At 47.4% G+C, this 10,762-nt stretch carries 12 protein-coding genes; 6 read left to right on the top strand and 6 right to left on the bottom strand.

The window, feature by feature from the left end:
• Positions 1–39 precede the first annotated feature (39 nt).
• Positions 40–594 carry a DUF4145 domain-containing protein gene (locus RIF25_RS15425; protein WP_322879412.1) on the top strand — a complete coding sequence of 185 codons (555 nt, stop codon included), beginning with the start codon at positions 40–42 and terminating at the stop codon, positions 592–594.
• A 14-nt stretch (positions 595–608) separates the two neighbouring features.
• A complete protein-coding gene (locus RIF25_RS15420; protein ID WP_322879411.1) occupies positions 609–1,070 on the top strand; it encodes a DUF3574 domain-containing protein in 462 nt (153 codons plus the stop codon).
• 17 nt (positions 1,071–1,087) lie between these two features.
• Here the strand turns inward: RIF25_RS15420 and RIF25_RS15415 are convergent, their stop codons facing one another.
• Positions 1,088–1,600 carry a hypothetical protein gene (locus RIF25_RS15415; protein WP_322879410.1) on the bottom strand — a complete coding sequence of 171 codons (513 nt, stop codon included), beginning with the start codon at positions 1,598–1,600 and terminating at the stop codon, positions 1,088–1,090.
• A gap of 48 nt (positions 1,601–1,648) precedes the next feature.
• Positions 1,649–2,008, bottom strand: a complete 360-nt coding sequence (locus RIF25_RS15410; RefSeq protein WP_322879409.1) for a hypothetical protein — start codon at positions 2,006–2,008, stop codon at positions 1,649–1,651.
• Between the two features lie 381 nt (positions 2,009–2,389).
• On the opposite strand from RIF25_RS15410, the gene RIF25_RS15405 reads away from it, so the two are divergent.
• Together RIF25_RS15405 and pyrR are read left to right on the top strand one after the other, a co-directional pair.
• Positions 2,390–3,106, top strand: coding sequence for an SDR family oxidoreductase (locus tag RIF25_RS15405; protein ID WP_322879408.1), 717 nt, complete (start codon positions 2,390–2,392; stop codon positions 3,104–3,106).
• A 44-nt stretch (positions 3,107–3,150) separates the two neighbouring features.
• Positions 3,151–3,690 (top strand): bifunctional pyr operon transcriptional regulator/uracil phosphoribosyltransferase PyrR, encoded by a 540-nt coding sequence (gene pyrR, locus RIF25_RS15400; protein WP_322879407.1) that lies wholly within the window; start codon positions 3,151–3,153, stop codon positions 3,688–3,690.
• Positions 3,691–3,706: 16 nt separating this feature from the next.
• Here pyrR and RIF25_RS15395 read toward each other — a convergent pair whose 3' ends face one another.
• Positions 3,707–4,153: a Fur family transcriptional regulator gene (locus RIF25_RS15395; protein WP_322879406.1), complete on the bottom strand. Its 447-nt coding sequence runs from the start codon at positions 4,151–4,153 to the stop codon at positions 3,707–3,709.
• Between the two features lie 747 nt (positions 4,154–4,900).
• Between RIF25_RS15395 and RIF25_RS15390 the strand changes: the two genes are divergently transcribed.
• Positions 4,901–5,212: an RNA recognition motif domain-containing protein gene (locus tag RIF25_RS15390; RefSeq protein WP_015125687.1), complete on the top strand. Its 312-nt coding sequence runs from the start codon at positions 4,901–4,903 to the stop codon at positions 5,210–5,212.
• Between the two features lie 290 nt (positions 5,213–5,502).
• Positions 5,503–8,124 carry an ATP-dependent chaperone ClpB gene (clpB, locus tag RIF25_RS15385; protein ID WP_322879405.1) on the top strand — a complete coding sequence of 874 codons (2,622 nt, stop codon included), beginning with the start codon at positions 5,503–5,505 and terminating at the stop codon, positions 8,122–8,124.
• 33 nt (positions 8,125–8,157) lie between these two features.
• Here the strand turns inward: clpB and RIF25_RS15380 are convergent, their stop codons facing one another.
• The 3 genes from RIF25_RS15380 to psbQ all read right to left on the bottom strand — a co-directional run bounded on the left by RIF25_RS15380 (position 8,158) and on the right by psbQ (position 10,762).
• On the bottom strand, positions 8,158–9,117 hold the full coding sequence (locus RIF25_RS15380; RefSeq protein ID WP_322879404.1) for a lysophospholipase: 960 nt from the start codon (positions 9,115–9,117) through the stop codon (positions 8,158–8,160).
• Between the two features lie 70 nt (positions 9,118–9,187).
• Positions 9,188–10,306, bottom strand: a complete 1,119-nt coding sequence (locus RIF25_RS15375) for an NAD(P)/FAD-dependent oxidoreductase (protein ID WP_322879403.1) — start codon at positions 10,304–10,306, stop codon at positions 9,188–9,190.
• Positions 10,307–10,312: 6 nt separating this feature from the next.
• A complete protein-coding gene (gene psbQ / locus RIF25_RS15370; RefSeq protein WP_322879402.1) occupies positions 10,313–10,762 on the bottom strand; it encodes a photosystem II protein PsbQ in 450 nt (149 codons plus the stop codon).

Here is a 10,762-nt window from a genome sequence, read left to right as displayed (position 1 = left end):
TTTACCCACTGTTGCTACTGTGCCAACTAGTCATGAAAAATGCTGTATTTAGAGCGGATTCTCTTTGTTGCCTATGGAGCCAGAGCAGCCCACGGATTGGATGAGGCCATGAATAAAACCTTAAATCGGGTCAATATCATGATTCCGAAAGGGAAACTGATGATCGGGATTCGCCAAGATATTCACGCCAAAATTAACCAAATATTGTCCCTGAACCATCCTTCAGCCCATGAGACCCTGCTAAATCTCAAACGCTTTGTCCTGAATGAAAACAGTAAGTCTTTTGAGTTAGGAATTGCGGCCCGGCGATTGACAGAACTAATGATAGATAATCTGCTGCAAGAGTTAGAATTTGACCTTTTGAGAGTCAGCTTATATCGTAAAATTGGCTATTTGAAAGATATTGGGATTGCCGAGTGGATCACCAGTTATATGCACGTTCTGCGGGTTTTCGGTAATGAATCAGCCCATCATCAAGACCAGGCCTGCCGTCGTCCAGCGGTGATTAGTCAGTCAGACCTAGGGTTATGTTTATTTTGCATTGAGCGATTACTAGACTTTTGGCTGGAGTATTTACAAGGACATTATCCTTAAGCATTCATCCGGTTATGAATTACAAACACCTGAGCATTACCACCATTTATTTGATTATTTCGAGTTTTATTGCTCCCACCCAGGCCTGGGAAACTCCCCTAACCCGATCAGAAACAAATCAGAACAGTTTTGGATGTCCTCAACAACACCCCGGTCTGGCCTGGCAACGCACCGAGCTATTTTTTGGTCTCTCACGCCCCAATGGGAGTCTGATTACCCCAGCCGAGTTCAAAGGCTTTTTAGAAACTGAAGTCACGCCCCGCTTCAAAAGTGGCTTTACTGTGATTCCAGCCGCAGGACAGTATCAAGACGCAACGGGCAATATTCTTCAAGAAGAAGCTCAAATTCTGATGATCTTCCACCCAGGCAATAATCTCAATCACCAGGCCATTGAGGCTATCCGCACCACCTACAAAATCAAGTTTCAACAAGAATCCGTCATCCGAGTTGATCAACAAACCTGTGTTTCCTTCTAAAGTTTGCTCATCTCCAATTACCCCCACCAGGCCCAGGCCCCAATGCCTAACATCAATCCCGCCAACACGACCCAAACAAATCCCAAATCTGGCTGAACATCTTGATAGGGATCGGGACTCAAATCAACGGGTTTCGGTGGGGCTACCTTTGAGCTAGATTCATAGCGGGCATAGGTTTTTTCCCGTTTTTCACTCACTTGGGTTAAATCCGGGATTTCTGTTAGCCACTCCGAATGTCGTATCAGGCGGGGGGCCGATAAAATTCCCATCAGTCTGCGGTTTTGTTTACGGGTTTCCCGATGGGGATGTTGCTGAAGTTGCTGACACAGTTCTCGGGCCCGTTGATTCTCACCCGCAGCTTCATAGGCCGTCACCAGCCAGGTTTTAATCTCTCCTTCTAGGGCTGTATTGGTTTCGACTAAGGCAATGGCCTGGGTCAAGGTTTGAATAGATTCCCCATAACGCCCCCGTTCAAAGGCGGTCTGGGCCTGGTGATAGAGTTCTTCAGCAGTTGGGGGTGAAACGGCCATGGAGTCAACCAATAACCAAACAACCTCTGCATTATCCCCCAAAGACTCTTAATAGCTAAAGGCCGTCATACCTATACCCACCCTTGTCCCAGGCCCGGATTGCTCAGAACTCAGGGCAATTTTCTTAAGTCCCAAAACCCAAAAGATTTCTGCTTCAACTTTTTGTAACTGTCCAGCAGGCCCGTTTTCGCCAATCATCTGATGGGACATTACCAGTGTTTCTAGATGGAGTACTTCCTCCGCAATCTCTTCTGCATCCAGGTATAAGCTTTCTAGAACTGCATTAAGGTCAGCCTCCGGATTAGCTGCCAAACAAGCCCCATCCACAACGATACATTTCAAGCTGCCTTGTTCTTTCCGGAGAAGCTTCCGAATGTAGTACACCGTAACAGGGGCTAACTTTTTCATGAGTAGTGAACCTTCCTAGCATTGGCCAAGACCGAAAAAATAGTTACCAAGCAGAAATACTTCTTAAAATACCTTGATGATTATTAAATAAACATTACTCACAACAGGGCGGCCAGAGGAAAGCGAAATCATGATCCAAAGGTGATCAGTATCAGAAAAACTTGTGATCTCGATCAACGATCCCCTCATTAACTTCTAGTATTGGTGGCTACAATCTAAACAACATCCGTACAATTACGGAATCATACAAATCGTTACCCAGTCTGACTTTGGTATCTTCAATTGTAAATTTAGATAAACAAATGCGAGAGTTTTGAAATCAACTCATTGAGGGAAATCAACATCTTTGGCACACTTGTTTAGTCAGGGATATAAGACTCTATGGATGCATCTTCGGTAAAGCGAAAAATTCTTGTGATTGGAGCCAGTCGGGGCATTGGTGCAGCCGTGGCAGAATATTTTGTCCAGCGGGGGGATGATGTTGTTTGCATCTCCAGAAGTCAGTCCACTGTTGGCCGATGGATTCAAGGGGATATCTCCACAGCTACAGGGATCACATCAGTTGTTGCGGAGATTGGCAATACCCCCGTTGATGCACTGTTATTTATGGGGGGAACCTGGGAGCAACAGGCCTTTACGAATCAATACGATTTCATCCATAGCCCTGATGCCGAAACCCGTTACGTTATTGCGGTCAATACCATTGCCCCCATTGAGTTGACGAAGCAGCTGATCCCCAATCTTAGGCAGTCCCATAACCCTAGGGCGATCTTTATCGGTGCCTTATCGGGCCTGGATCACTGTGCCACTATTGAAGTTGCTAACACCGCCTCCAAGTTTGGCCTAAGGGGAGCGGCCCAGGCCCTACGAATTGCTTTAGCTTCCGAGAAAATTGGCATCACAGTTATTAATCCAGGCAACATCGCCACCCCAGAAGTTCTAGAAGATATTGCCGCCGGAAGATTCCAGGCCCAAGTCCCGATTCCCTTGGCAGATATTATCTCAGCAGTAGCTTGGATTTTAAGCCTTTCTGCGGCCGTGGATATTGGTGAGATCACCCTGTATCAGAAAGAGTCAGAACTGACCAAACTGGTCTAAGATCACCTCAAACAAATAAGACCCCTTTTCCAGGCCTGCGTACAATGGCAACCGAAACGATTGAAATCCTTGGTGCTGATGATCTCCGCCGCACATTAACCCGCTTGGCCTGCCAAATTATTGAGAAAGCCAAGGGACGCTTGGGGGATGTCGTGCTCTTGGGGATTCATACTCGCGGAATTCCCTTAGCCCACCAGTTAGCCCGTCAAATCGCACAATTAGAAAGCATAACCCTGCCCGTGGGAGAACTGGATATTACCTTTTACCGAGATGATTTAGATCGAATTGGCCCTCGCACCCCCCAACGCACCCAAATTCCTGTAGATTTATCCGGTAAATTAGTCATCCTGGTTGATGATGTGATCTTTAGTGGCCGGACGATTCGGGCTGCCTTAAATGCAGTTCATGATTATGGGCGACCCCAGTTAACTTGGTTGCTGGTGTTGGTGGATCGGGGACATCGGGAGTTACCCATCCATCCAGACTTTATCGGCAAAACCTTACCCACAGCACGGGAGGAAGCGGTCAAAGTTTGGCTCCAATCTACCGATGATCGTGATGCCGTTGAATTAATCAAGCCTTGAGAGAGACAACTGCGATCTAACTGGCTAACTCGTAACCGTAAAAATCAATCCGGTAACTGGTGATTTTAACCCCCGTTTTGGCCTCAATAGTAGCGAGGAGTTCTGGTGGGAGTTGCACATGGACATCGAGGATTTTGTCCGTATCTAAGCAATTGACATGGCTGTGGGTATCACTAATATTGCCGTACAATCGCCCATCAGCCCGCTCCACACATTCAATAATCCCCTGTTCAGAGAGTGCTTCTAGATTTTGATAAACCGAGGTGTGGCCAATATCCTTCCCCTGCCGATTGAGGCGATCATAAATTTGCCGGGCCGAGAGATGTTCTTGGCACTCCCAGAGCAGTTCTAAAATTGCCCGCCGTTGCCGACTTAAGCGCATTCCTAAGGCCTGGCAGCGTTCAATAGCCCCATCTAGGGAGCGGATTGGTTCAGAGGTGGCCGGAGAGGGAGAACTTAACACAGGCAATCCTTGACAATGCACTTCCACAAAACCTATGGCTAATTTAGACGATCCCTAGGACAATTTAACGTTCAACGCAAATGCGATATTTTTTGTTGCTAAGTCTATTATAAACAAAAGTTAAGTGACTTGTGGGATGAACTAACGGGTTTTCAGGCTTTCTGGCATATTTTTTAGGTATCTGAATTTGCTTGTACCTACTTGATTTTGCTCACCTTGACCAAAGAAATGGGATGCAAGCCCCGCACTTTAGGGCGGCTTTATTATAATCGGGACAGGAAATCCGCCACATCGCCAGAGTCTCGCACCGTAGAGTGGAGGAACCTGGAGGATCAGGGCAAACAACAGCGGGAGGGCATCTCGCAAAGAACTCTTGGTGAGGGTAAAGTCATTGGACTCCCGGCGATCCAAGGAATCCTAGCTCTGCTTTGTTTATGAGCTTTAGCATGGCCACAGAGGGGGCAGTTTATGGGGCAAATTAAGCACGATCCGACTCTTCTGATTTAACACCCCACTTCTCCTTAATACACAACCAGCAAGCTGGTACTTCATAAATGTACATAAATCAAGCATTTTTATCGGAAAGTGGTTGCTCAATATGAGGATAGTGTTAGACTATGAATCGAGATTAAAGTATTCGGTTGCAGTGTTTGTTTTCAGTACCGCTGGTTTTTGCGTTTGCACGGGCAGACTTCTCTCCGAAATTTCAAATTCTCTCAATCAACTTCCTAAATTTTGGAGAAAATTATGTCTATTTACGTTGGAAATCTTTCCTACGATGTTACAGAATCTGACTTAACCTCTGTCTTTGCTGAATATGGTGGTGTCAAACGGGTACAACTGCCGACCGATCGGGAAACTGGCCGGATGCGTGGTTTTGGTTTTGTGGAAATGAATGCCGATGCCGAAGAAGATGCTGCTATTTCTGCTTTAGACGGTGCTGAGTGGATGGGCCGTAGTCTGAAAGTTAACAAAGCTCGGCCTCGGGAAGAGCGCGGTGGTTCCTTTGGTGGTGGCGGTGGTGGAAATCGCCGGAATAACTATTCTCGGAGCTACTAAGGTTAGTCAATTACTAGCTTTCTAGTTTTTTAAAACAGTTTAATTGGGGTTAGTCGGTCTTGTACTGGCTAGCCCTTTTTTGTCAGGATCAATCATGATTGGGCAGGAGCTTGGTCAAAATAGCCCAGGAAATACCCACCACTGGGAAGCCTGAGTTTTGGGGAATCCCGTCTGAAATTGGGTAAAGACCGTATTAAGTCCCAGGCCCCGCTTTTTTTACAATGACATTAGACCGAAAAACTATTGGAACCTCATATCCAACTCCTCACCCCTTTGCGAGCTAACTCCCTATGCAGCCCAACAATCCCAATCAATTTACCGAAAAGGCCTGGCAAGCATTAGCCCGGACTCCTGACATTGTCAAACAGGCCCAGCAACAACAAATCGAATCCGAACATTTAATGGCCGCCCTGTTAGAAGAAGATGGCCTGGCCAGTAGCATTTTTTCTAAAGCTGGAGCCAATGTTCAACGTTTACGAGACCGCACCGAAGAATTTATCAATCGCCAGGCCAAGCTCAGTACCCCTGCCAGTTCCGTCTATCTCGGCAGCAGTTTAGATAAATTATTGGATCAAGCAGATAATCTGCGGAAACAATTTGGCGATGAATTTATTTCCATTGAGCATTTAGTTCTCGCTTATGCCCAAGATACGCGGTTTGGCAAGGCTTTATTCCAAGAGGCTGGCCTGGATGAGAAAAAACTCAAAGACACGATCCAGCAAATTCGGGGCAGTCAAAAAGTCACCGACCAAAACCCAGAAGGGAAATATGCCTCTCTCGAAAAATACGGTCGCGATCTCACTCTTTTGGCCCGCCAAGGCAAATTAGACCCTGTGATTGGTCGAGATGATGAAATTCGCCGCACGATTCAAATTCTTTCCCGTCGGACAAAAAATAATCCAGTCTTAATTGGGGAACCAGGGGTGGGGAAAACTGCCATTGCCGAGGGCCTGGCCCAGCGGATTATTGCCCGTGATGTCCCCGAATCTTTACGAGATCGCCAGTTGATCACCTTAGATTTAGGCGCGCTGATTGCCGGGGCTAAGTATCGGGGGGAATTTGAGGAGCGATTAAAGGCTGTCCTGAAAGAAGTCACGGAGTCCAACGGACAAATTATTCTCTTTATTGATGAGATCCATACCGTTGTCGGGGCCGGGGCGACTCAGGGCTCCATGGATGCTGGCAATCTGCTCAAACCGATGTTGGCCCGCGGTGAATTGCGTTGTATTGGCGCAACAACCCTGGATGAATACCGTAAATATATTGAAAAAGATGCGGCCCTGGAACGGCGGTTTCAGCAGGTTTATGTCGATCAACCCAGCATTGAAGACACGATTTCGATTTTGCGGGGCCTGAAAGAACGCTATGAAGTCCACCACGGGGTGACGATTTCTGATAGTGCCTTAGTGGCTGCTGCGACTCTCTCCACGCGCTATATTTCCGATCGATTTTTGCCCGATAAAGCGATTGATTTGGTGGATGAAGCCGCCGCCAAGTTGAAGATGGAAATCACCTCCAAACCGGAAGAGTTGGATGAAATTGATCGCAAAATTCTCCAAATGGAAATGGAGCGGTTATCCCTGCAAAAAGAAACTTCGGCTGCTTCCCGAGAACGTTTAGAACGGTTGGAAAAAGAACTCGCCAATCTGAAAGAAGACCAGGCCAGGTTAAGTGCCCAATGGCAAGGGGAAAAGCAAGTCATTGATCAACTCCAATCCATTAAGGAGGAAATTGATAAACTCAACATCGAAATCCAACAGGCCGAGCGTAATTATGAACTGCAAAAGGCAGCGGAACTCAAATATGGTAAATTGACTGAACTCCACAAAAAATTAGATGAAACGGAATCTAAACTGACTCAGTCGCAAACAGGTGGAAATTCTCTTTTGCGCGATGAAGTGACGGAATCCGATATTGCTGAAATTATCTCCAAATGGACAGGAATTCCGATCAGCAAACTCGTAGAATCGGAAATGCAAAAGCTCTTGAACTTAGAAGCGGAACTACACCAACGGGTCGTGGGTCAAGATGAAGCCGTTACAGCCGTTGCCGATGCCATCCAACGCTCTCGGGCCGGGTTGTCGGATCCGAATCGTCCCATTGCCAGCTTTATTTTCCTCGGGCCAACGGGTGTGGGCAAAACTGAACTGGCCAAAGCCCTAGCGGCCTATCTGTTTGATACAGAAGAAGCGATGGTGCGGATTGATATGTCTGAGTACATGGAAAAACACGCCGTTTCCCGGTTGATTGGCGCACCGCCGGGTTATGTCGGCTATGACGAAGGGGGACAGTTAACGGAAGCCATTCGCCGCCGTCCCTATGCCGTAGTTCTGTTTGATGAAATTGAAAAAGCGCACCCGGATGTCTTTAATGTCTTCCTGCAAATTCTCGATGACGGGCGAGTGACGGATGCTCAGGGGCGGACGGTGGATTTCAAAAACACGATCTTGATCATGACCAGTAATATCGGCTCCCAATTTATTTTGGATGTTGCTGGCGATGATACGCGCTATGGGGAAATGCGGGAACGGGTGGTTGACTCCATGCGCGCCCATTTCCGGCCAGAATTTCTCAATCGGGTCGATGAATTTATTATTTTCCACAGCCTCAAGAAAGAGCAGTTACGGGAAATTATTAAAATTCAAGTCAACCGTTTAGAAAAACGCCTCCAAGATCGGAAAATGTCTCTTAACCTAACCCCTGAGGCTCTTGATTTCCTAGCCGAAGTTGGCTATGACCCCGTGTATGGCGCAAGGCCTCTGAAACGTGCTATTCAACAACAGTTGGAAACTCAAATTGCTAAGGGAATTCTCCGGGGCGATTACCACGATGGCGATACGATTCAAGTCACAGTTGGGGATACAGAGCGATTAGAGTTTTCTCGCCAGGCCAAGGTAGGAGTAGCTGTTTAATTTTGCTGGGGGGTAGTAGATAAGGTTAATGCATCATCTAGTTTCTATGAGGCTAGTGATTGCCTGCTTCAAATCATTGGTGTGAACCCAACCTACAAATCCTGAATATTCACAGGCCCCAGCAGAATTAGCAATAAACACATGATAAACACCCACGACATTAACCCAAGTCCGGATTGTTGTGCCATCAGAAAATGTATGCACAGTGGTTGCTCTGGGAAAATCCCGTGCATCCGCATCTGTAATTCCAGGTACGGCTCGAAAATGGTCAATCAGATCAGTGATTAGTGTTTTGGGTGGAGCAGGTAAGACTTGGCGTGGTTTGGCCCAAAAGTCTCGGATAGAGTTTGCAACTGATGGATCAGTTCTTAAATTAGGATGACTAACACCTTCTAAGCAAACAAAATGAGCATACTTTAACTTTGCACATTCAATCGGAATCGTGCCATCCCCGCCGCCAGTTGTATTGCCGATTACGGCTAGAGTTGGAATCTGAGCAGTTATTTTTTCTGCAAGCGGCCGCCGATTCTTACCGAGTTCTTTGGCAATACCAATCCCCCAACCAAAGGGATCAAAAATTTTTGCTAGGTCTGCCCCACCAACGGGAACCCCTAAAAATATCATTGACTCAAAGCGAGGCCACCATTCTGGATGTCGAGATAATACTTCAGTCCAGATTATGCCACCTAAGGAAACTGCTATCAGTCTGACAGGAACATGGGGAAAACGTTCCAGAACTCCCTTTGCATTTGTCTCCACTCGATCAATCAACGGGGTAATAGCAAACAGGGTAGATAAGTAACCAAGATTTGGCGCAATTATTAATGACTGAGGAGGGGCAACACGACGGGCCAAATGTCCCGTTGATTTATTGTTATCAGTCATGCCATGCTGGGCAAAAATAATCTGTTTGATAGAAGTATGCGTATCCGTAAAAAATTCTTCGTCCATACTAATTACTGTCACGATCAATACTCTTGCATCTTGAAACAATTGATTAATTCATAGAAGTATCAAGCCATCATGGACTCTAGGGTATAGTCATTTCGCTTGAGAATCATCCTTACGGTTGAAGAATTTGGGTTATTTCAGTAGCAATAAGTTGAGCGGTAATGGGTGCTAATAAAATTCCATTGCGGTAATGACCTGTTGCTAGATAAACATTTTCATAGTTAGCTAGGGGTTCAATAATTGGGGCGGGACGATTGACGGGTCGCGGCCGGATACCTGACCAAGTAGTGACTACTTCTGCTTGAGCCAAAAAGGGAAACAAATCCAGGGCCTGGGCTTGCAGCTGTGATAATTTCACTGGATCGGGCTGTTCGGGAGCGAAGCTGTCCACTGGGAACTCGACTGTTGCCCCGACCCAAAACTCCGGGCTAGCTGGAGAACTATGCAAAATCGGCACTAAATGAATGTCGTGACCTTGGATCACCGGCCAATTTTGGGTGAGGGGAGTTGGACAACGATAATGAATGGCCTGGCCAAGCACGGGTTGTAACGGGATCGTTGCCGCAAGTTCTGCTGTTAAGGAGCTGGAACCCAGGCCGGCCGCGATGACCAATACATCAATCTCTTGGCTCTGTTGATCTGCCTGATGTTGCCAACTCAATTGCCTGACCTGACCAGATGAAGTCACCATCGGCTCCAGTTGGGCCTGGAAATGGAACTTTGCTCCCTGGTGTTGGGCCGCCTGACGGAGGGCTTGAGTGACCGGAATTGGGGCTATTTGCCGATCCTGGGCTGAGAAAATCCCCCCCACCAGTCCCCCTGTTGCCACCTCTGGATAATGGGCTTGGACTTCTGCCACTGACCATAATGCGAGGGGAAACCCTTGAGTTTGGCGATCCCCTTGAATCCCTTGCCACTTAGTCCAGGCCTGGCAGTCAAAACAAAGCTCCAGAATCCCGTGGCGATTGTAGGGGAGAGGTTGACCTGTGATCGCCTCTAGTTCCGAAATGAGTGTATCCCAGCGTTTAAGGCTGGCCTGGCGGAGTTGGAGATGTTTGCCGCCCCGCTTTTGACTCAATCCCCCCAGTAATACCCCCAAGGCTGCCCCTGTTGCCTCCCAGTGATTAGGTGGATTTTTCTCAAGAATAATTATCTCCAGGCCTGGGATGCGGCTTAACTCATAGGCCATGGTAGAGCCAACAATTCCCGCCCCAATAATCCCAACCCGCACCACCCCTTAGACCTGAGGAACCAACTTGAGATAGTCTTCATAGTCCTGTTTGACTGCTTTGAAGGCTTTTTGGGCCGCAGGAATATCCTCGTCAATCGCAGCTTGGTCGAGAGCTAAGAGATCCGTAACAATGGCCCGCGTGGTTTCAATGGCTGGGGGTTGGTCTTTGGTGAGTAAATTCCGATTCAGGTTCCGCATATCTAGGATCATCTGTCCCAGGGGGCCACGCATGACTGTCCGCACTGTTTGCCAATCTCCTGCCACAATCCCAGCCTCAAGTTGGCCCAGGCGTACCGAGTTGTCTTCAATCGTGGTTAAGTAGTTGCTGATCAAATCAAGCTGAGTATCGCTGTAGGTGGTGGGGATTTTCACGGTGGTTGCCGGGCCGCCACAACTGACTAAGAGGGCTGCTACCAGGCCAATCATCACCATCATCCAAGCTCTCACTCTAGACAT

It is taken from the genome of Pseudocalidococcus azoricus BACA0444, assembly GCF_031729055.1.
Classification (GTDB): Bacteria; Cyanobacteriota; Cyanobacteriia; order Thermosynechococcales; family Thermosynechococcaceae; genus Pseudocalidococcus; species Pseudocalidococcus azoricus.
Note: the sequence above shows the minus strand (reverse complement) of the source record. Positions and strands in the feature narration are given on the sequence as shown.

What these genes read in the sequence shown, in the direction of transcription:
- RIF25_RS15425 (WP_322879412.1), top strand. Translation starts at nt 40, where the DNA reads ATGCTGTATTTAGAGCGGATTCTCTTTGTTGCCTATGGAGCCAGAGCA.
- clpB (WP_322879405.1), top strand. Translation starts at nt 5,503, where the DNA reads ATGCAGCCCAACAATCCCAATCAATTTACCGAAAAGGCCTGGCAAGCA.
- pyrR (WP_322879407.1), top strand. Translation starts at nt 3,151, where the DNA reads ATGGCAACCGAAACGATTGAAATCCTTGGTGCTGATGATCTCCGCCGC.
- RIF25_RS15405 (WP_322879408.1), top strand. Translation starts at nt 2,390, where the DNA reads ATGGATGCATCTTCGGTAAAGCGAAAAATTCTTGTGATTGGAGCCAGT.
- RIF25_RS15390 (WP_015125687.1), top strand. Translation starts at nt 4,901, where the DNA reads ATGTCTATTTACGTTGGAAATCTTTCCTACGATGTTACAGAATCTGAC.
- psbQ (WP_322879402.1), bottom strand. Translation starts at nt 10,762, where the DNA reads ATGTCTAGAGTGAGAGCTTGGATGATGGTGATGATTGGCCTGGTAGCA.
- RIF25_RS15420 (WP_322879411.1), top strand. Translation starts at nt 609, where the DNA reads ATGAATTACAAACACCTGAGCATTACCACCATTTATTTGATTATTTCG.
- RIF25_RS15410 (WP_322879409.1), bottom strand. Translation starts at nt 2,008, where the DNA reads ATGAAAAAGTTAGCCCCTGTTACGGTGTACTACATTCGGAAGCTTCTC.
- RIF25_RS15415 (WP_322879410.1), bottom strand. Translation starts at nt 1,600, where the DNA reads ATGGCCGTTTCACCCCCAACTGCTGAAGAACTCTATCACCAGGCCCAG.